The organism is Bacillus rhizoplanae (assembly GCF_917563915.1).
Taxonomy (GTDB): Bacteria; Bacillota; Bacilli; order Bacillales; family Bacillaceae_G; genus Bacillus_A; species Bacillus_A rhizoplanae.
Map to the genome: position 1 here is coordinate 208,861 of NZ_CAKJTI010000004.1, position 21,499 is coordinate 230,359.

A 21,499-nucleotide genomic window follows, 5' to 3' on the forward strand; every position below is an offset into this window, starting at 1 on the left:
TGGGTAATCACTATTTGAAAAAGTAGGGATTACCCACCCGTTAGAACGGGTATGAAAATAAAGGAGGTTTTACATATGGAAACGAACGTAAACACGCAGAAGGTAAGTGGAGAGAAGCCCTCATTATTTGGAATGATTACCTCACCTAGTCTGCAGTTTGAGAGAATGAAAAGTAATGCACCGGTGTGGGGCGCGTTTTTCTTAATGGCTGTATTAGGTGGTCTTTTCGGGGCTGTGGCTACATATTTATATTCTATAGACCCTGCAGTTGTCGCAAAAAATAAAGAGCTTGGTTTTGAAATGCCTATAGCAATCACATTAGGCAGTGGATTTGTAATGGCATTAATTAGCGTTATGGTTACATTCTTTATTGGTGCAGCTCTGTATAAAGTACTTATGATGTTTATGAGCAATGATACGTCTTATAAGAAGTTATTAGCAATTACTGTTTATTCTAGTATTATTACAGTTATTGGTGGCATTATTAATTTGGGATTAGCATGGATTCTTGGCGGAAATGGTCAAGAAATGTATACAGGATTAGGGCCGGTATTTGCTTCTACTGGCGGCGTTGTACATGGCATTGCAAAATCATTTGAAGTTTTCGCGATTTGGGGATTGGTTGTAACAGGATTAGGACTGCACATTACAGCAGGCTTAAGCAAGAAACAAGCGACGATCCTTGTTGTTATTTTCTTTATTTTATCAATGGCATTTGGAGCAGTTGGTGGTTTATTCCCAAAAGCATAATATAAGATCATATTTATAGAAGCGGCTCATATAGAGCCGTTTTTTTTTGTGTGATCCAAGTCTTGAATTGTGAAGGAAGTTGGCGGTAGCTTTTTTCATGTCGAATGATATATTGATGGTTAAGATGAAATTGCTATCTAAGCGTCAAATATTCCCCACCTACCATTTGTAAATAACCCATGAGATAATCTTCTTACATACTACATGTGGAGGTTTTTTTATGAAAAAAACACTTATTAAAGAAAGAATGGGAAGCTTATATTCAAGACTATAAAAACAGATGATACATCCCATAAAATTAATTATCCGCCAATGAAAACTTATGCTCTGAATAGGGTGTATATTGATTATGGTGTGGAATTAGCAAAGCAGAAAATTGACGAAGCAATTGCTAATAACGGATGGGTTATATTCGGTATGCACTGTCATTATCCAGATTTTCACTCTAATGTTGTCAAACAAATTGTGGAGTACGCAAGATTAAATGGTGTTGAAATTGTTAGTGTTACTGAAGGCTTAAACAGCATGGGGAATATTGTTGAAATAGGAGACAGTTATTCTTTAGTAAAAAATAACACCTATATTGTTGATTGTGACGGTGTTTCTCATGGTGTTGATAGTCCGCATATGGTGTATCGAAGTGGCATTACTAATAATAGTATCCCATCAGACTTTCCTATCGGAAAGCCTACGATGACAATGATAGGGACAACGAACACTGCTGGATTTCCTAAAGGTACAGGTGGAGTAGTTTTAGCACATGTTTACGGTGCCGATGTAAGCTTTCCTTGGATATACCAAGAATGGTATTCAATCGCAACAGATTTTAAGTATATTCGTTATTGGGATAGAACAACAACAGCTTGGACCTCGTGGAAAATAGTACAGGCTAATTATCTTCTTGGAACTAATGAGATGACTCCATCGACCCCTTTGACAGATCTTGACATTGGGACAAATATTACTTCTTTTAATAATTCTAATGCTGTGGGTTTGCCTAGTTCAATTGGAGGAGTACTACAGACATTCAATGCTGGTGTTAATGGTTGGGGTTACCAATTATTTAAGCAATACAACACATCAAAGTTATTCTTAAGACAGTCAAATACAGATGGTAGTTGGGAAGCATGGATAGAAATAGCAACGGATAATCCTTGTAAAATAGGTTCGACAAACCAATATACAAATAATTCTTTAATTGCGGATTTTCCAGCTAATTCTATAACAACAATATTAATAAATACATCCGGAGCCACAGGATTCCCAAACAATACAGCAGGAACGCTAACAACTTATCGTCTTAATGATGCTCGGGGAAAAATTAGTGTTGTTTAATTTATTAAAGAATTTACCCTTTGAATATAGTAAAATAATGATATCTGATAATAAAAAGGGGAAATGAAGAGTGTCATTTTTTAAAAAAGTAGTGCGGTTTATTAGTTTTAAAACAAAGATGAAGTATAACGATCTTAAGACTAGGAAATATAAAAAAACACTAAACGCTAACGATAAAAACCTTCACATATATGGGTTACCATTAGTTATCAAAAACTCCGAAAATATAAAGGTAGGAAAGAATTGCAGATTTAACGAACATGTTTTTCTTCATGGTGGCGGGGGTATCACGATAGAAGATAATGTTACTCTTTCAGCATACTCTAAGGTTATTTCTTGGACTTATGATACGAGTGATTGGACTAGCAACTATATAAAAAAGGACCATGTTGGCTCTCCTATTCATATAGGTATGGGAACTTGGGTTGGTGCAGGTGCAACTATTCTTCCGGGAGTACAAATTACAGGTAAAGGAGTAATTGTTGCTGCTGGTTCTGTTGTTACAAAAGATGTAAATGATGATTTCGTTTTGGTAGGTGGAAGTCCAGCTAGAGTTTTAAAAAAGTATAAATAACTATTTAAAATACACTGACTAACAACTTAGCGCTTGGAAGATAATGCGACATTAGTTAATTGAACAAAATACGGATTTTTGAACAAAAAGAGTAGTTTAATCTACTCTTTTTTATTTTTGAACAAATTTACATTAGGTATTCTTTAAAAGTTCACAGTTAATACACAATATTAAAATATTATATGCTACGTTACTTATAAAAATAAGAGGATAGATAGTATGAAGACAGATGGTAATTTCTTTGTAGGTTTATTATGGGGAAGTTTATTTTCTATTATTCTGTGGATGTCGCTTATCGGTTGGATAAAGATTTTGTAAATACGTTTATGAGTATCATGAAACAACGATTCCAAGCTTAAATGGAGAAGTGATTGAGACTCAAAAATATTTAGTAAATGGTGCTACCAAAGCTTCAAATGTTGAAGCAACAAATAATGAATTAGTCACTTCTTTTGAAACCAACATAAGAGAAATTGGTGACCAAACTATTTCCTTTTCATAAACAGGGAACTCCGAAGCTGAACAAGAACAAGTTGTAAATTTATCTAAGATTAAAGGATCTGGTTATAATCCAGAACAGCCACCTGATGTTTCTCCAATCCAAGAACCGAACGTGAATTCACAAAATATGAATCCTATTCAATCCCTAGCAAGTGGAAGTGTAACAAAAGGGGGATCTTATATAGCTGGAATTTGGTATGAAATATATAGTTGGAGCAATAACGCACAGGCTATTATGTATCCAAACTCGAATTTGTATATAAATACAATTGGAGATTTGTTGATTTTAGAAATAAAGCGGACAATATTAGGTCTGCGGAGTGGAGTGCAGTTCTAGCTGGAATTCCTGGTTTGTTAAATGAAATTAGTATAGCAGCTAAAATGGGGAAATGGATTACGGTTGCTTTTGTTAAAAATATTCTTAAAAGATTAGGAAGAGCAATTCCTGGGGTTGGAACGTTAATTAGTTTAGTTGTTTGGGGAAATGCTATACATGAAGCAAGAAACGCTTATCGTTCTATTTAATTAAAGGAGATAAATTATGGGAATGGGAATCTCATTTATCAGTATAGCTTTGCCTATCCTTTTTTGTATTCTTAATATACAATTTCTCGGATATAAATTAGAGAAATATATAAGTAGAAAAAGTACATTTGTTGAATATATTTACGGTGCAAGTTTTTTAGTCTGCTTTATTCTCACGCTTCCTATATTACTAATTGTTTCAAACTCATCAGTAGCATATCCAATTATTTTGGCTGGAGTGTTAGTTGGGGGATGCGGTACAATTTTTTATGCCATCTTAGAAAATCAAATCGTAAAGTGTATGATAAGATTGCTAGATGGCTAGACTCTGAATAATAAACAACAGTGTCACGATGTTTTAATGTCGTGGCACATTTTTGGGGGATGCAGTAGTCACACTAGCACAACTCCAAATCGAACAAGCTAACGAATAGAAGGCTTATCCCATGAGTGGTGGTTTATTTTCTTTTTTTGTTGTAAATAAAATGAAATGAGCGGATTTTTTTGGTTTTTGTATACGGATGTTAGGATATTGTTTCGAAATTTGATAATGATTTTTGAAATAAGTAAGGGGATAGATACTGCATGTTCTATCCTTTTTTGTACTACAAATAACTCATTTACTACATACAATATTAGTTTGGTACTTTTCAGATAAAGCACCTGTTACTCTCATATTCAAGTTTGGTTTTGTTTTTCTTTTTTAAAAAAGAAGCCTGTCTCTAGCATAACTCAAGACCGAAGAGATGGACAAACAGAAGGCTTATCCTATGGGATTTCTAGCTTCTTGTCCTTTTCTTACAAACAAAAGAAATCCAGCGAAATAAGTTTTCGGTTTTGAGAAGTGGTCAAGTCAGAACAAGCGATAACATTTTCGATTTTGGGTGTACGGATATTAAGATGTAGTTTCAAAGTTTGATAGATGTTTTTGAAATAAGTAAGGGGAGTATGTTGTAGAAACGGGAAGCAAGTGGAAAAATTTTTGGAATGTTTTAAGTTTGTATTCCTTTGCCACATTCTTATGATAAAAGTAAAATGTAACCGTTATTATATGATGGGTTAAATAAAACTCTTAATATTATATATGTAACAAAACAACCAGTCATATGAGTAATTGGTTATTTTGTTTATTACATTGTTATCGAATTTTACATAAGGCTAGTAAAACTTCAAATGCTGCACAGGTAAATTTGAAATTCTATTATTCTATCATGAAATGCAGTGCGGTGAAGGCTGTACCGTTTTTTTATAAGGTAAAGGTACCGCGGAATAACAAAGAGGCATGCCTTTTAGAAATGGGCCGAACATGAAGCCAGTTACCTTTGCAGAAACAGCAGCACTGTATGAGGGGATGATTAGAAATCAAATGAGGAAGCTTTGTATTTACCGGGATTATGAAGAGTATTATCAATGCGGACTCATTGCGCTTTGGCGGGCGTATGACAGATATGATGAGGAGAAGGGAAGTTTTCCGGCATATGCGCTTATAACGGTGCGCGGTTATTTGTTAGAGCAGTTAAGGAAGGAGCGCCGTTTTCAAGACCGGGAAACCTGCACGGAGCAAAGTATATTAGAAAATATAGGCGGTGAAGAGAAGCAGACGGAAGTGTTTGAATATATGAGTATGCTAGGGGCGAAAGAAAGGCTTATTTTGCTAGAGCATTTCTACGTGGGAAAGAAAATGCATGAGATTGCAAACGAGTTAGGCATAACTTATCATCAAGTGCGCTGGATATATCGACAAGCACTGAAAAAAATACGGGCGTACGCGGCAAAAAAATGAAATAAAGTGAAACTTCCAGCAGTGGGGATTTTTTTCATCCCCCACTGCTGGTTAGTTGAACCAATCGGGCGCATGCCAGCAGTTATCTCCCAACCATCTTCCTCGTTTTTTTTGAATCTTGAGGTGGGGGTCTTACTGCCCACGAATAGCGGGTTAAAAAGGAGGCAACATATGAGATTGTCTCCTTTTGCTATATGTATTAACTTTTGTCATGGTATCGATCTAGAAGATTGAGCTTCGCTAAAATATGGCCAGCTCTTATCCACTGATGTTCCATTTGGTAGAAACTGATCGGGAAAATTTGTGTCTTGCCGTTACGGAAATATATTTTTGTGTGTCGGGCATCATGACGTTCAATGTTTTCTATATAAGCGTAGAATATCCAGGAGCAGGGCCAGGATGAAGGTGATCTTGTAGGGATGGCGCAAATATAGTGCTGATGATCGATAGGGATTGGAATGTTTTGTTTAAAATGACAGCATTTTTGAATGGCTAATCGTTTTCCCTCATAGGTAGAGTAGTTTCTCAGAAGACAACTTTCCTGAATGAGCTGTAATGGTGTTTTTGCTGAGAAGAAGGTTCCTCGTGTGTCCAAAATTTTTGTCTGGTAAAATGAATGAGCGTACGGTTCCAGTGACATTGTATGAGCTGAAATTTCATACCGATCAGCTAATTCAGTCAATGTAAAAACCTCCTTATATATTGTTATTATGAATTATATTTCCAATTATAAAACCGAAATATAAAGATAATTTAAAATATTTGTAAATTTATGTTAAATATTGTATTTGTAAGATATTTCTAGCATTCAGGTTGTCTAATTTGCAATGAAATTTCATATAGATGAAAATAGAATAGATAGGCGGTGAAAAATATGAAATGGAAATATGTGCTCCTCGCTTTGTCTCTAGTGCTTCTCGTGTATTTAGCTAATAGTAATCCGAGCAAAGGAGAGTATACAGACTGGGCGGCAAAGCAGTTGATGACGCGCAATGATATTCATAAGAAATTAACGGAAGTAGAGAAAGAAGACCAAGAAGGACTTTTTGGTGAGTTAGCTACAATGGGGAAGAAACTAGCGAAGAAATATGTAGAGCCGCAAGTGGGCGTACTGATTGATTACTATACGAAGCGTAATGATTATATTTTTTTCTCGACATATACAACAGAGTTTACGATAGGAAAAGAAAACTATAAATATGTTTCAGTTGGTATTTCAAATATTTTTATACCAATTGAAATGCCAAAAAAGAAAGAGGAGTAGCCGCACTCCTCTTTCTTTTTTGCTATGCGTTGATGCTTACTTCAGAAATGGTCTTTTCGACAAGCCTTGCTCCTTTTTTACGCGCATTTTGCCCAAGTGTGAGAAAAATATCAGAGGATACAATTGTATCCATGACACTAGTTACGGTTTGTTCGTTTACAGGTGTAATCGGATTCTCGATAGAAAAAGTTGTCGTTTTACCGTCTTCTTTTAAGAAAACGAGTTCTAGTACTTCCATCTGTTATAACCTCCTTTTGTTATTGATTAGATACGTCAGTTGTGCTTACAAGTTGAACTGCATCAAGCTTATGCTGCTGTAAAGATGCAATTGCAGTTGCGACTTCGTGCACTTTGTTTAAGTCTGCATTTGTTTTTACATTTTTAAATTGTTTGTTTTTCATGATGGCTTTACCATTTTTGTCTGTGCCGCCGTTTAGGACAAGACGTAAGCTCATATCAGATACAATCGTTTGAATTGCCATGTTTTTCACCTCCTTTTCGTCATATATATAGGAGGTAAGGTCATACTTTTGGCGTGAATTTTTTTCTTTTTTTTGGTACGCTTGAAAGAAATAGGACAAGGAGTTTCAAATATGAATCGTAAGTGGTTATTCTGGATTCCCGTTTTATTATGGATAGGAGTCATTTTTTATTCTTCATCTCAGCCGTATACGAAGCAAGATATGCGTTCGGATATCACAAAATATGTGAATGAAGAGTTTGTGAAAGAACATTTCTCATGGGTATCCATTGATTATGGAGGCGGTACACCTGTTAGCATTGCCAACAAAGGGGTAGGCGGTTTTATCGAATTTTTTGTTCGTAAAGGTGCTCATTTTACTGTGTTTGGTATTCTTGGTGCACTGTTGTACATCGCGTTATTTCAATATGGCTTTAGGAGAAAGGAAGCTTTCCAGCTGGCGCTGCTTCTCGTCGCTGCCTATGCGGGAATAGATGAAATTCATCAATCCTTTACGGGTGACCGTACACCGATGTGGCAGGATTCTGTATTAGATACGTGCGGTGGTTTCACGGGGATCTTAATAAGCAGTTTCTATTGGAAAGGAAAAAGGAGCTAAATCCTTCCCTTTTAGGTAGACAGTAAAAAAGAGTCCATCTGGTATGATGGGCTCTTTTCTATTGTTTATCCCGCATTAACGGGCAGTAAGCCCCCCCTCAAGATTGAGAGAGAATCGAAGAAGATAGGTGGGGGATAACTGCCCGTAAAAGCCCGATTGGTTCAACTAACCATCAGTGGGGGATGAAGAAAACCCCCACTGATGGAAGTTTCACTTTATCTAGGGGGATTTTTTATTTCCAATTACTGACCCGTTGGACTTTTTATAGGGGCCTTTCAAGCTAATATTTTGGCCAGCTGACGATAGTAATCTGTCCAAATAGGATTAAGGTCCGGTACCCAAAAGAATATAAGTCATAATCGACTTGGTTAATGCTAATATGACTTAATTTTACACTTCGAAAATACGAAAAATGTCGAAACGATAATGATAGGATGCAGTAGTTGTAAGGTATTCTAAATTTACTGAAAATTGGCATAAAAATTGCATGAAGTAGGTTGAATAAGTATTTGGGGGCGATAAAAATAATGGAGCAACAGCAGAACAAACTACAGAAGCAGCTAAAATCAAGGCATGTAACAATGATTTCTCTTGGCGGAATTATCGGGGCAGGTTTATTTGTAGGTAGTGGGGCGGTTATACACGAAACGGGCCCTGGTGCTATTCTCTCTTATGCAATAGCAGGTTTGCTTATCGTTTTACTCATGCGTATGCTTGGGGAGATGGCAGTCGTGAATCCAGACAGTGGTTCTTTTTCCACCTACGCACGACAAGCGATTGGACCATGGGCAGGTTATACCATTGGATGGTTATATTGGTTTTTCTGGGTGATTGTTATTGCTATCGAGGCAACAGCAGGAGGAGCGATTGTTCATGGTTGGATTCCTTCTATGCCGATTTGGTTAGTAAGTTTAATTTTAACCCTTTTGCTAACGCTTACAAACATTTACTCCGTTAAATCGTTTGGTGAATTTGAATATTGGTTTTCGATGATTAAAATTGTGGCAATAATTGCATTCATATGTATAGGGGTAGCGATTATCTTTGGCTTTATCCCAGGAGTTGAATCACCAGGGCTGTCTAATCTTACAGAACACGGAGGATTTATGCCGAAGGGATTTGGTTCCGTTTTTGTTGGTATTATTACTGTTATTTTCTCATTTTTTGGTGCGGAGATCGCAGCAATTGCAGCCGGAGAATCATCTGATCCGGAAAAATCAGTAGTTGTAGCAATCAATAGTGTTGTTTGGCGTATTCTACTCTTTTTTATTGGTTCAGTGAGTGTACTGGTTATTCTTCTCCCTTGGAATTCCGCTGAGTCGCTTGAAAGTCCGTATGTAACAATGCTTAATATGATTGGTATTCCAGCTGCCGCTCAAATTATGAATGTCGTCGTTCTAGTCGCAGTTCTTTCTTGTTTAAATTCAGCTTTATATACGAACTCTCGTATGCTGTTTTCTCTTGCTCAAAATGGGAATGCGCCACGTGCACTTTTAAAGGTAAGTAAGAATGGTGTACCCGTAAGAGCTGTTTTAGCAAGTACATTTTTTGCCTACATCTGTTCTATTTTTAATTTTGTGTCTCCGGATAAATTATTTCTCTTTTTAGTGAATGCGTCTGGAGCTATTGCGCTACTTGTTTATCTTGCTATTGCTGTTTCGCATTTACGTATGCGAAGAAAGTTGGAAAAAGAAAATCCAGAAGCAATGAAGCTAAAAATGTGGCTATTTCCTTACTTAACATACGTAACGATTATTGCTATGGTCGTTATTCTGATTGCCATGGCATTCATTGATTCTATGCGTTCACAGTTTTTCTTAACCATGATGATTACTATTCTGGTTATTCTTTCTTATTTTGTATCTAAGCGTAAAACTGCTCATAGTTCTATAGATGAAGAGAAAAATGTTATCTAACGTTCAAAATCAAGGGTTGAATGAAATAGGGAGCATGCCAAATAAGTTATAAAATGATTTAAATCTTGTGCTTTCCATATTAGAACAATTAAGGGGAATGAAACGACCATCGCAAACCCGTTTACATTCTGAACAAGGGTTCCAATAGATATCTAAAAGTTATGTGAAACAACTAGAACAATTAGATATAAAAAGGATTCATTCTAGGCGAGGAAACTGTTTTGACAACGTATGTATTACGCTATATTACATTGTATAATCAGGAGCGATTCCAAGAAAAACTTCACGGCCTCTCCCAGGTAGAATATTGGGAGAGGCCGTGGCATACATACTTTTTTTATCATTGTCTAATTGACGGATACACCTAGTAATTCTTTCAACTCATTTGTTGATAGCTCTGTGATCCAATTTTCACTTGTAATAATCGCATTATTGAGCGATTGTTTCCGCTCTAGCATTTCATCAATTTTTTCCTCAAGTGTTCCTGTTGTAATAAGTTTATGCACGTGAACAAACCGCTTTTGACCGATTCGATAAGCACGGTCTGTTGCTTGGTTTTCAACGGCAGGATTCCACCAGCGGTCGTAATGAATAACATGGTTGGCTGCAGTTAAGTTCAGGCCCGTTCCTCCTGCTTTTAAAGAGAGAAGGAAAATACCGTGTTGTCCGCTTTGGAACTGCTCAATCATTTTATCGCGTTCTTTCTTCGGTACACTGCCGTTTAAGAAGATGACGCGCTCTCCAAAATGTTCTTCTAACAATGTTTGCAGCATATTTCCCATTCGAATATATTGCGTGAAAATTAAACAGCTTTCCTGCTGATCACGTATGTTTTCCACGAGTTCTAATAATGTTTCTGTTTTCATAGAACGCTCAATTAAGTTTGCTGGTGTGTCTTCTTTTAAATAGAGAGCAGGATGATTACAAATTTGTTTTAGTTTATTTAACATGAGCAAAATAAATCCGCGGCGCTCAATCCCCGTTAATCCTTCTACATTCTTTAATGTATCTTGGACGAGTTGTTCATAGAGCGATGCTTGCTCTGCCGTTAATGGGCAGTATGCTTTTTGCTCTTGTTTATCTGGTAAGTTCAGGGCAACCGTCTTATCTTGCTTCGTACGGCGCAGTAAGAATGGTGCGATTAAACGCTGCACTTGCTGAATCTTTGTCTCATCGCGATCTTTTTCAATTGGTGAAACGAAGCGGCGCTGAAACTGCGGCAAACTGCCAAGATAGCCGTGATTCAGAAAATCAAAAATAGACCATAGTTCTGATAGACGATTTTCCATCGGTGTTCCTGTTAAAGCGATTTTATGATTCGCTCGTAAATTCCGAGCCGCACGCGATTGTTTTGTATGCGGGTTTTTTATATTTTGCGCTTCGTCAAGAATAATCGCATCCCACAGCTGTGTGTTTAGCTCTTCTTCATCAAGCTGTGCAAGCGCATAGGATGTAAGAATCACATCGGCATCTTGCAGGAAGACAGGCAAGTCATCTCCCTTTGCCCGGCTGCCACCGTAATGGAGCTTTACTTGTAAGCTCGGTGCAAAACGCTCAAATTCTTTTTGCCAGTTACCGAGGACTGATGTAGGCGCTACAATAAGCGCTGGTCCTGTTTTTAGGCTGTGTTCTTTTGTGTATAGTAAGTAAGTAATGGTTTGGATGCTTTATGACGATAGGTAAGTATTTGATACAATCTCCAACTTTTCCCCCGTCCCACACCGTGCATGCACCTTTCAATGCACACGGCGTTCCATCGATAGTGTTCTACTCACAGGTAGTTTTCTCTACATGTTTTCGTTGCTGGCTATGAACTCACATTCATAGCTGCATTATAATCAGCAGTTTCTTTTGTTAATTGATATTGGAATTTCTCAATCTTCTTAACGGTTTTAGGTGAACCTTCTACATTTTTCTTTTCATGAATCATAAGGTGACAAGACTGACATACAGTAGCTAAATTTGGAACTTTATTTACTTCGTATAATGGTAACCACGGTTTTATATGATGACAGTGTATATTCCATGGATAAAGGAATGAGTCACAACATCTGCATTTTCCTTTATCCCGATTGTAGGCGTATTCTCTGTTCATGATGTATTCAAAGTTGTATCTTGGGTGCAGTCTTTTATGTTTCAGTTCGTATATCCGGCTCCATAAGGTTTCTTGAGAGTAGATAACATCTCGTTCTAGGAGAAATTTCTTTTGTCTTTTTGTTTCTAAGAACTTTCTTCCTTCTTCGGTGTAGCAGGATATACCTGTTTTCCATCGGTAAGGGATGCGAGCCTCGGTAAAAGAGAATTTTGTTAGTCCAATTTTGACTTCATCGGCTTCTAAGTAGAAAATTCTATCGTTCCTCCGTTGATGTCTGTTTGGGCGATTATTTGTTTCCTTAGCTGGAATCACATAGTTTTCCCAGCGTCTCTTTTGTCCTCCGCTTTGCAACTTACACCATTTTTTATACGCCACTTGATACAACTTCTGATCTTGTCGTTTCATAATATGAGCTGCTGAACTTGTTTTATAGAAATCAGCAATTCCTACAATCATGGAATTTACTTTTTCAAGTATTGCTATGTTTTCGCGTGGTTGTCGTAAGTTATGAATTTTACGTATTTCTTTAGCTACTTGTCTTACTTTATTTTTCAGTCTTTTAATATCGGGAATGCTGTGACAACTTAATGATTTTGTTTTCTTACTATGGTTCTTCTCAACAAAGAATTCAAATCCTAGAAACTTTACTCGTTTTTTCCTTAAGTCTGTAATAATTGTTTTTTCGTTTGAAAGCTCAAGATTTAGTACATGTTTTAAATATTTTCTGCTTGTCCTTAGGAGGGACTCGGCTTGGTCCATATCTTCACATAGAATAATCCAATCGTCTGCGTATCTAACGATTTGACATTTCTTATGTTTTTTATGAACACGTCTTAGTCCATCACTGTACGGATTAGAAACATCGTATCTAGCAGAATGATCTTGGAACTTTCTTGCTATCATCCAGTCGAAATTATTTAAGTATATATTCGCTAATAGAGGTGAAATAATTCCACCTTGCGGGGTTCCTAAGTGATTGTCTATTTGCATGTTATTTTCCATAACTCCTGCTTTTAGCATTTTCTTGATAAGCATTAAAAAACGTTTATCTCTAATGCCAAGACTCCACATGATTTTTAGAAGTTTATTATGATCGATGTTATCGAAGTAGCCACGTATATCTCCTTCTATAGCGATATACATTTTGCTTCTTTGTACTCTATCTAGAACCTCACGTTGAGCATGTTCAATACTTCGATTTGGTCTAAATCCAAAACTGTATTCGTAAAACTTTCCCTCTGCTATTGGCTCTAGAACGATTCTGGCTAGTTCTTGAATAATTCTATCTAGAATTGTAGGTATTCCGAGAGGGCGTTTCTTTCCATCAGTTTTTGGTATATATACTCTTCGAACTGGATTTGGATAATAGTTATCGATACAGCTTCTTATTAAATTGAGTAAAGTTTGCTCTGGTAGTTGCAAATAATTGTATATATCTTTGTTGTCTATTCCTTTTGTTTTACTACCTTTATTCGATTTTATGTTGTGAATCGCCGTAATAATAGTTTCCCGATTTTTCATTAGTTCAATCAAATTGTAGAAAGGTTCATTACCATCTTTAGATTTAGCATACATTTCATCCAATGTTCTATTTAACATGAATTCTGATTTGATTCTACGAGCATCTACCTTCACGTTGTTTAATAACCTCCTTGTTTGAGGAATAGCTGGTTATGCGTGAATTAACTATTTTACTTCCACATTCTTTTAAAGAAAGGGTCGTCTTACCGTAGAATCTGCTGATTAACATACACTACCGACTGGTGCCCTTCGCTAAGATGTTTTTCTGCTCCGTGACACTTCCGCAGAATTTCGTCTGCTTTATAGTCACATCAACGCCCATCTATTATTGCTACTATGACACCGCTGACTTTCAACTCGTTTCACCGTACCTTTATACTCCACGAATTGAATCTCAAACGTTCCATATCGTTTATCCCTTCTTTTGCATTCCTTAGGTGCCCTCTATACACCGGAGTTACTTCGCTCAAGTTAGATTGACCTTAACTTCTTGAGCCAACTTCGTCATTTAGGCAAAGTAACGAAGTAGCATTTGTATCTTAGGAAAATATACAAATATTTCACTCAGACCATCCTTTGACCTACGTATGATGGCTATGGGTAACGGTGCGTGCATGACGAGGGTTCGTCTTCGCTCACCATAGAATGCTTTTAAGGACTACCGCCTCATATCAGGGAGTGTAGGCTCCCGTCAGTAGACGACTTCACCTGGCTCTCATACGACAAGTTATAAAGGTAATTTGTCGCATGCAGGAGTATTATAGATAGAACAGAAAGGTCATTTGTTCTAATTAGGAGTTTCACCTAATATTTCAACGATACAGTTAGAATAAGGCAAAACCTTATTCCCGTAATTTCGTGTTTTAAGCAACACTTATATACGAACGTTTCGCACTGCCGAGTCCCATATCATCGGCTAGCAACGCGCCAAATCCTAACTCTCGTAAGTAGAGGAGCCACTCGACACCTTGCTGTTGGTATGGCCTTAATGTTGCTTGTAAGGAAGCCGGCACCTTGGCAGGTGGAATTTCCCCAATGTGCAGCAATCTTTCAAACAGTTTATCGTAATAATCATCGAATTCAAATTCCATATCTGCAAAAGGATTTTCTTCTTCGACTACTTCTGTTTCTGCACTTCGAAGCAACCGCTGCTGCACGACATCTTTCATCTCAAGGCCGTATCTGTCTGCTTTCTTCATCAGCTTCTTCACTTCTTCGATAAACGCTGGATCAAGTCTCATCCATTGTCCATTTATGTGAATAAGACGTCTGTTTTGTTCAATGAGCGCAAGAAATTCAGCCTCTGATAAATCGATGCCGTTTGTAGAAATGCGCCAGTCAAAATCTACGAGCGTATTCATTCCAAAGAATGCCTGTCCTGTTTTCGCATTATGTTTCACTTGGACGCGCAGCTTTGGTTTATTTGCTTTTAAGTTTTGCCACCATGACGGCAGTAAAATATCAACACCGGCCGCTAGAAATTCATTGCTGGCTTCTGTTAAAAAGCGCCATGCTTCCGTTTCGTATAGCTCGCTCCGAAATACGTCTTCTTCTATTAACCAAGGTACGAGTTTGCCGAAACCTTCTTGCGTTTCGATAATACGTTCTTCATGATTTATCCACCTTTTAGGCAGTGAATCGGGGCCTGTATATACGGATATTCGCTGATTGCCGCGTTTTGGTGTTAGTATGGTTTCCAGCTTCCACGTTTCAAAATCATTCTCTGGTTCTTGTAATCGAAGCCCAATTGCAAATGGTAGATCATCCTCGATATAGCCAATTTTACGGAGCCAATCGTTTTCATGAATAGCCGTTTCAAGTTGTCGTTTCGTAAAGTCATAATGCTCATATAAGCGCTTTGCATCCTCCCATGCATCGTCAGAGCGAGTATGATGCCGAAGTGTTTCATTAATCGCCTCTGAAAACAGCTTTTGCACCGTTTCATCCATTTCTTCTTCATGAGCGGTTTTCCAGGATGGATACTGGCCCCAGTGTTTGATGTCTGGAAGAAAGTTTCCTATTGTGTAAGCCTCCCAAGCCTGCTGAGCGACTGGCTTGAGTTCAGTAATGTTTGCGCTTGTTTGCAGCTTTGTAAATGAATTTACTGGCTTTTTGGCGATATATTCAAATGCTTGAGTAGCGCTCAAAATGATACCGCTTCGCTGTTCATATGTTCCTTCTTGCAAAAATGTTCCGTAGAAAGAAGTGGAGTGCCATGTGAACGCATGTTGTTTCCAACTGCTTAGAGGCAAGCTGCTTCCAGTTTCATCCTCTGCCCAAAGAAACCAGTTTTCTTTCATTCGTTCGAGCCGAATGGTAATGTCAATTTGTGTTGTCATGGATCAACTTTCCTTTCCGCAGTTCTTCTTGCAATGCTCGCAGCCGTGAGTGAGAGGAGGCAATCATTATAATGAAGTAATCCCATTCGTCTGTCCGTTTGAGCCTTTTGTAAAGTGTTCTCAGTTTTTTTAAGTAGCGAATTGCTCTGCGATATGATTTTCGATTCTTTTCTTCAATGGCTTGCATTGCGGCATAATGATAGAGCGGAAGAGCAGCTTCTGGCGCTTCTTTTTCAATTTCTTTTAACGGCTCTTTTAACAATTCAATTGCTTCAAATCCATATAGTAAATGAAGCTCCGTCCATGTGTGATATTGCTTTTTGGCAAGAACATATTGCTCGTAGCTTACGAAACTATATGGCAATAATTCTTGAAGAATCATTTCATAGCCAGCTTGTTCATTCGTATGAGTGGCATATGTTTCATACATCATCATAAATAAACGGACAACATCTTTCACAAAGTATGGATCGTGCTCGGCAGTTATCGTTTCTTTCACTCGCTTGTAAGTGAATGATAGCCATTGTTCTGCCCGCTCCCACTGCATGGAACTTAATAAATCTTCCAACCAGTCAAAGTAAAGTCCAACAACTTGTGGTGGCTGCGCTCTTAGTACATCCATTGCTTCTGCATCTTTTTTCTGTAGAAAGAGAAGGTGAGCGGATGCAAGTGCTTTTGATAAGGGATGAATCTTTGTTTCAATCCGCAGTTCTTCTTCTTGTATCCAAGTTTGCTCTGTGAAAAGCTCTCCCCATATGTGGCGATAAATAAAAAATCGCTCTTGTGTATAGGAAGAGGACGAGAAGAAGATTGTATGTAGCACTTCGGCAGTGTGCTGCAAAAATGGCGTAAGTACATCTGGGAGCGGCTCAGCTTTAAAATCCCTTACAATGCTTTCTATTTTATCAACAAAGAGCCGTACAATATTGATTGGTTTATGATAAGAATAGAGTTCATCTTCTTCAAATATTTGTATTTCCTCAAGCAGCTTTTGAAAAGAAAAGAGAGCTGCACTAAGTTTAAACAGTTCGTGAACAGCAACAATGCGCGGTGCTTTTCGTTCAATTTTCACATAAAAATCCATGAAAATGTTCATCAGAAAATACATTTGTTTGTATGATAGGCGCTTTTGTTCTTTTGCGAATGTATCGTACTCAGTTTCAAAATAGGCAATCCAGCTTTTGTAATCTGTATCTTTAAAAGATGTTGTTTGCAACATTTGCCGTGCTGTGCGAATAGGAGGGAGAGTAGGTTTACCTTTCTTTTTAAATAAAGTTAGAATGTCTCCCACTTGCCCAAAGCTTGCAGCTGCATAGAGTAAGACTGCGAGCATGTGTTTACATTGCGTCGGTGAAAAGCAGTCACAATAACTTTCCGACACGTTTCGAATAGGGATGTTTACACTAAAAATATCTCCATCGTTTTCAACTGTCCCCGATAATGTGTATCCATCAAAATCAACGTTATACACGAGGCCGCTACGGTAGAGCTGAAGTGCATCTGAAACTTGTTCTTTGTCAGATGCTTGCTGTGGATCCAGTCCTTTCAAAAATTCATTGGCGATTTCCATAATCTCATCTTTCGTAATTGAATGTTGCAGCATAACGTTCCTCCGCGCAAAAGATTTCCTTCTTCTACATTATAAACACAATGAGTATAAAAATAGAAAAAAACAAGTTTTATATCAAAAAATATTTGAAAATTATGGTAGAATATCACATTCGTTATGGTGGTGGATCTGTGATTTAGTAACGAGCATGTTGTTACAGTCACACCAGAAACACAGAATTAACGCAAAAAGACTATCTCTTTTAAGAGGTAGTCTTTTGTTGTAATACGCTTTGTACGTAAGGATCTTGCAAAATCCTTTCGATTAAAGGAATGGTTTTATTTTTGAAGTGGTGGCCAGTGTCAATCGGAAATGGCTTTTGTCCACCAGGTTTGACGCCATATTGTATAATTTTATACTGCAAGTCCTCCTCTTGTTGTAATACGATTAGTCTATATCGGTTATCGTCATGCTCTAATGAAAAATCAATTGCAGTCGCATCGTATGTGACATCGTCTTTATATATATACGGAGTAGGTGTGCCAATCCAGTCAACTTTTGCATTTATATTCATATAGATGCCTCCTTTTCTTCTTATCCCGCATTAACGGGCAGTAATCCCCCCACCTCAAGATTGAGAGAAGCGAAGAAGATAGGTGGGGGATAACTGCCCGTAAAAGCCCGATTGGTTCAACTAACCATCAGTGGGGGATGAAAAACCCCCCCCACTGATGGAAGTTTCACTTTATTATAAGCAAAATAAAAGCCAGCTCTCAACTGATGAGAGCTGGCTTTGTCTTTTTTATAACAATAGCATTTAGTCTAAAATTTTCACTTTTACATGTTTGCGTCCCCATTGGTTTGCAGCGGCATCAGAGCCGACTAGGACGTCGATACGATTTCCTTTAATTGCACCGCCAGTATCACCAGCAATTGCTTCTCCGTAGCCTTCTACCCAGATCTTTGATCCAAGTGGAATCACTTTCGGGTCAACAGCAACCATTTTCATGTTTGGATTTGCTGTTAGGTCATGCCCCATAGCAGTTAATACATGACCGCCATGTGTGCCTCCATTTTCGCTTGGGTCAGCTGTGTAAGCAGTTGCTTCAACTGTTAGTTCACGGCCGCTAGCTGGTGCAGCTGCAGCTTTTGTTTGTGTAGCAGTCTGCGTTGCTTGAGCTGGAGCTGGTTGTGCTTTTGCAGGAGCAGGTGCTTGTTCTTGTGCTGTCACAACAGGTGCAGTACCTGTTAAATAAGGAACATTTACATAAGCTGTCTTTCCGTTATATTCAAATTGTAACCAGTCGTTTTGAACTTGATGTGTCGTTTGAATGACATCATCTTTCTTTAATGTACCCAGAATTTCTGAGTTTGTGTTTGCATCAGCACGTACATTTAATACGTTTGCTGTTACATAATAGATGTTTTTCGTAAACTCGGAGCTTACGAATCCTTCTTTACCATTCAGGTTCACTTTTAGCCAACCGTTTTCTGTATTTTTAACATCTAATTTATAACCATCTAATACTTTACCTACAACTTTTGATTCAATATTTGGGTTTTCTCGTACGTTTAGAACGTCTGCGTTAACAACTGTTTCAGCTTGTGCAGAAGAAGTGAAAATCCCAAGACCAAAAACTGCTGCTGTTGCTATACCAAGTAACTTTTTCATGAATAGCCTCCAATGCTTTTGTTTTCGTGTCCTCATTATAGCAACAGATTTTCAGCGAAAATGGGAAATCACACAATTACAAACCATTCGTAACACTTCATTAATACTTTGTAATATGAAAAAATACATAAACAAACCGCTTTTTTATTGAGTTTTAAGGGACTTCATTACATGTTACAGGATTTAGGAGAGGGGAGGAAATATTTTAAGGGGGTTAATCGTGTTTCGGGAGTATTACGATAGTGTTATGAAATTATTACTTTCGTTGAGTGTTTTATTAATTTATTACCAAAATAGTTATTTAAATATAAGCAGTTTGTGTTATTTTTCACAAATTATAGCCCTGTTTTACGAAAAATCACCATATAATTGTTACAAAAAGAAGGGGTGTCATAGAACAAATTTGTTCCTTTTCATCTCTGTAACATATCACAATGAATGAAATACGTATTATTTATTCCAGCGAGAGGGGAAAAAAGAGACCATCTAGTTAGGATGTCTTTCATTTTGTATGATATTGACAAAAAAATGTCGAAAATGTGTTGTCACATCTTCCTAAATGTGCTATATTATTTCCTGTAAGCGATTTCAATTTAAGTTTTACGGCAACTAAGGGGAGGACATCCAGAGTAATGAAACGTTACGAACGAAAGTGGAAGCATATTTGTTTAAAGCGTGCTACGCACCGAGCAGTACATGAAAACGAAGAGCGAAAGATAGAAAAACCTACAAAGGAACCAGAAAAGCAATTGGTCTCACAAAAGTAGGATCCACTTTTGTCGTATATATAAGAAAGTGTTACGTTCGTTGGGGGATGGGCGTAAAGTAACTTTCAACTAAGGGGTATTAGTTCAATATATAAGTTTACGGTTAAAATAAGCGCAGAGCATACGGCAGCTCTGCGCTTATTTGTTTTCTCTATAATAGTAGAAACTCGTTTGTATCGTTATCGCAAGGCATGCCCCTGCGATTCTGTGCAAGCCGGAAAATAAAAATCCCTCTTAAGTTTTTAACTTAAGAGGGATTTTTGTATATTAAAACATCATGCCCGCTACGGCAGCGTTTAAGAAGTTAGCTAATGTACCAGCAATTACTGCTTTAATTCCCAATTGTGCAATTTGTTGACGGCGTGAAGGAGCAAGTGTACCTGTCACACCTAATTGAATTGCAATAGATGAGAAGTTTGCGAAGCCGCAAATTGCAAATGCTAAAATAATGTTTGTTTTTTCAGAAAGGTCTCCCATATGCTGAGCTAAATTTCCGTATGCAACGAATTCATTCACTGCAAGTTTCTGTCCGATGTAACCAGCTGCTTGAATTGCTTCATGCGGCGGAACCCCGATTAGTACAGCGAGTGGAGACAGGATGTAACCAAAAATTAGATCAAGGCTTAGTTTTATATCAAACCAAGAACCAATCCATCCTAGTAGACCGTTTAATACAGCGATTAACGCGATAAATGCCATAAGCATGGCTGCAACGTTAATAACAAGCTGCATCCCTTCAGATGCACCGCGTGCTGCTGCATCAATAACGTTTGCATCTGTACGCTCTGTAGAAAGCTTTACATCGTTATTTACTTTTTCCGTTTCCGGCATGATTAATTTTGCAATCAGTAAGCTTGAAGGTGCAGCCATAATAGCAGCTGCAAGTAAATGCTCAAGCGGAATTCCCATTGCTGCATAACCAACAAGAACAGAACCGGCAACAGACGTCATACCGCTAACCATAATAGCGAAGAATTCACTATTTGTTACGCGATCTAAGTAAGGTTTAATTAAAATCGGTGCTTCCGATTGTCCTAAGAAAACAGTTGTAACAGCATTTAAGCTTTCTGTTTTTGAAGTGCCAAGAAGTTTGCTTAACCCGCCGCCAATAATAGTAATAAACCATTGCATGATACCAAAATAATATAATATAGCTACGAGTGCACTAATAAATACAATTGGAAGTAATGCTTGAATAATAAAGACGAAGCCCCAAGGACCTTTAGCGTTTGCTAGATCGCCCACAACGAATTTAATTCCTTCGTATGAGAAATTAATAAGACTTTGTACACCACCAGCAGCATATTTTAAAACAGCTTTTCCAGCGTCCCATCTTAATACGATGAAGGAGAAAGTGATCTGAATAGCTAGCGCAATTAAAATTGTACGCCAATTAATAGCTTTGCGGTTGGAAGACAGTAAAACTGCAATTGCCATAATTCCAAGCACGCCGCCAATTCCCCATAAAACATTCATGCTTGTAAAATCTCCTCTCTAAATTGACGAAACATTGCGAATAGTAGAATTGCTACGTTTCTCTGAAAATATTATCTTATGTAACTTATCACACCAGACATCGGAGGTCAAACGTCTACGGAAAAGTCAGAATAGGAAAACAATAAGAGGGATAAACACATATAGGATGAAATTTGGTCATGATGTTTCAGAGGAAGAACGACCGAAAAACTATATAAATCCATTTTGACTTACTGCCCATAAAAGTCCGATTGGTTCAACTAACCTTCTGGGAAAAAAACGCTCCCAGAAGGAAGTTTCACTTTATGTCATTTTTTCAATTTGTATTTATATATATAATATAATGAAAAGAG

At 37.6% G+C, this 21,499-nt stretch carries 19 protein-coding genes and 3 pseudogenes; 12 read left to right on the forward strand and 10 right to left on the reverse strand.

Translation table 11 applies throughout. From position 1 onward, the window contains the following. Positions 1–75: 75 nt before the first annotated feature. From yknW to LRP84_RS06600, 7 genes are all read left to right on the forward strand, one after another. On the forward strand, positions 76–750 hold the full coding sequence (gene yknW, locus LRP84_RS06575; protein WP_230574337.1) for a YknW family membrane protein: 675 nt from the start codon (positions 76–78) through the stop codon (positions 748–750). 312 nt (positions 751–1,062) lie between these two features. Continuing rightward, positions 1,063–2,085, forward strand: coding sequence for a pyocin knob domain-containing protein (locus LRP84_RS06580; protein ID WP_230574338.1), 1,023 nt, complete (start codon positions 1,063–1,065; stop codon positions 2,083–2,085). Positions 2,086–2,155: 70 nt separating this feature from the next. Continuing rightward, positions 2,156–2,659, forward strand: coding sequence for an acyltransferase (locus LRP84_RS06585; protein ID WP_230574339.1), 504 nt, complete (start codon positions 2,156–2,158; stop codon positions 2,657–2,659). Between the two features lie 367 nt (positions 2,660–3,026). After that, complete coding sequence (locus LRP84_RS22430; RefSeq protein ID WP_302850577.1) at positions 3,027–3,161, forward strand: hypothetical protein; 135 nt, start codon at positions 3,027–3,029, stop codon at positions 3,159–3,161. Positions 3,162–3,511: 350 nt separating this feature from the next. Further along, a complete protein-coding gene (locus LRP84_RS06590) occupies positions 3,512–3,685 on the forward strand; it encodes a hypothetical protein (RefSeq protein ID WP_230574340.1) in 174 nt (57 codons plus the stop codon). 16 nt (positions 3,686–3,701) lie between these two features. Continuing rightward, complete coding sequence (locus LRP84_RS06595; protein ID WP_230574341.1) at positions 3,702–4,010, forward strand: hypothetical protein; 309 nt, start codon at positions 3,702–3,704, stop codon at positions 4,008–4,010. A gap of 981 nt (positions 4,011–4,991) precedes the next feature. Continuing rightward, positions 4,992–5,468, forward strand: a complete 477-nt coding sequence (locus tag LRP84_RS06600; RefSeq protein WP_230574342.1) for a sigma-70 family RNA polymerase sigma factor — start codon at positions 4,992–4,994, stop codon at positions 5,466–5,468. Between the two features lie 199 nt (positions 5,469–5,667). Here LRP84_RS06600 and LRP84_RS06605 read toward each other — a convergent pair whose 3' ends face one another. Next, on the reverse strand, positions 5,668–6,150 hold the full coding sequence (locus tag LRP84_RS06605) for a competence protein ComK (RefSeq protein WP_230574343.1): 483 nt from the start codon (positions 6,148–6,150) through the stop codon (positions 5,668–5,670). Positions 6,151–6,342: 192 nt separating this feature from the next. Between LRP84_RS06605 and LRP84_RS06610 the strand changes: the two genes are divergently transcribed. Next, positions 6,343–6,732 carry a DUF4359 domain-containing protein gene (locus LRP84_RS06610; protein ID WP_230574344.1) on the forward strand — a complete coding sequence of 130 codons (390 nt, stop codon included), beginning with the start codon at positions 6,343–6,345 and terminating at the stop codon, positions 6,730–6,732. Between the two features lie 22 nt (positions 6,733–6,754). Here LRP84_RS06610 and LRP84_RS06615 read toward each other — a convergent pair whose 3' ends face one another. Both LRP84_RS06615 and LRP84_RS06620 read right to left on the reverse strand, forming a co-directional pair. Then, complete coding sequence (locus LRP84_RS06615) at positions 6,755–6,970, reverse strand: DUF2922 domain-containing protein (protein WP_230574345.1); 216 nt, start codon at positions 6,968–6,970, stop codon at positions 6,755–6,757. A 19-nt stretch (positions 6,971–6,989) separates the two neighbouring features. Then, positions 6,990–7,214 carry a DUF1659 domain-containing protein gene (locus tag LRP84_RS06620; protein WP_098310955.1) on the reverse strand — a complete coding sequence of 75 codons (225 nt, stop codon included), beginning with the start codon at positions 7,212–7,214 and terminating at the stop codon, positions 6,990–6,992. Between the two features lie 111 nt (positions 7,215–7,325). Here LRP84_RS06620 and LRP84_RS06625 point away from each other — a divergent pair, with 111 nt between their 5' ends. The 3 genes and pseudogenes from LRP84_RS06625 to LRP84_RS06635 form a co-directional block, all read left to right on the forward strand. Next, on the forward strand, positions 7,326–7,811 hold the full coding sequence (locus LRP84_RS06625; protein WP_230574346.1) for a VanZ family protein: 486 nt from the start codon (positions 7,326–7,328) through the stop codon (positions 7,809–7,811). Between the two features lie 527 nt (positions 7,812–8,338). Continuing rightward, entirely contained in the window at positions 8,339–9,727 is a 1,389-nt protein-coding gene (gene gabP, locus LRP84_RS06630) for a GABA permease (RefSeq protein WP_230574347.1), read from the forward strand. A gap of 52 nt (positions 9,728–9,779) precedes the next feature. Further along, positions 9,780–10,095: pseudogene (locus LRP84_RS06635) on the forward strand (hypothetical protein); the annotation flags it as partial. Here LRP84_RS06635 and LRP84_RS06640 read toward each other — a convergent pair. The 6 genes and pseudogenes from LRP84_RS06640 to LRP84_RS06665 all read right to left on the reverse strand — a co-directional run. Then, positions 10,075–11,394, reverse strand: a pseudogene (locus LRP84_RS06640) (DEAD/DEAH box helicase); the annotation flags it as partial. The pseudogenes LRP84_RS06635 and LRP84_RS06640 sit on opposite strands and share 21 nt — an antisense overlap. Positions 11,395–11,534: 140 nt before the next feature. Beyond that, positions 11,535–13,457: a group II intron reverse transcriptase/maturase gene (gene ltrA, locus LRP84_RS06645; RefSeq protein WP_230574348.1), complete on the reverse strand. Its 1,923-nt coding sequence runs from the start codon at positions 13,455–13,457 to the stop codon at positions 11,535–11,537. 776 nt (positions 13,458–14,233) lie between these two features. After that, positions 14,234–15,682, reverse strand: a pseudogene (locus tag LRP84_RS06650) (SNF2 helicase-associated domain-containing protein); the annotation flags it as partial. Further along, the gene (locus LRP84_RS06655) at positions 15,666–17,285 is read right to left on the reverse strand and encodes an SWIM zinc finger family protein (protein ID WP_230574349.1); all 1,620 of its coding nucleotides are present in this window, start codon (positions 17,283–17,285) and stop codon (positions 15,666–15,668) included. The gene LRP84_RS06655 and the pseudogene LRP84_RS06650, both read right to left, overlap by 17 nt. 208 nt (positions 17,286–17,493) lie before the next feature. Further along, positions 17,494–17,805, reverse strand: a complete 312-nt coding sequence (locus LRP84_RS06660) for a DUF3910 family protein (protein WP_230574350.1) — start codon at positions 17,803–17,805, stop codon at positions 17,494–17,496. A gap of 243 nt (positions 17,806–18,048) precedes the next feature. Further along, positions 18,049–18,903, reverse strand: a complete 855-nt coding sequence (locus LRP84_RS06665) for a 3D domain-containing protein (RefSeq protein WP_230574351.1) — start codon at positions 18,901–18,903, stop codon at positions 18,049–18,051. Between the two features lie 632 nt (positions 18,904–19,535). Between LRP84_RS06665 and LRP84_RS22435 the strand changes: the two genes are divergently transcribed. Then, complete coding sequence (locus tag LRP84_RS22435; protein ID WP_098310962.1) at positions 19,536–19,670, forward strand: hypothetical protein; 135 nt, start codon at positions 19,536–19,538, stop codon at positions 19,668–19,670. Positions 19,671–19,937: 267 nt separating this feature from the next. On the opposite strand, the gene LRP84_RS06670 is transcribed toward LRP84_RS22435, so the two are convergent. Next, positions 19,938–21,146: a NupC/NupG family nucleoside CNT transporter gene (locus LRP84_RS06670; protein WP_230574352.1), complete on the reverse strand. Its 1,209-nt coding sequence runs from the start codon at positions 21,144–21,146 to the stop codon at positions 19,938–19,940. Between the last annotated feature and the right edge of the window lie 353 nt (positions 21,147–21,499).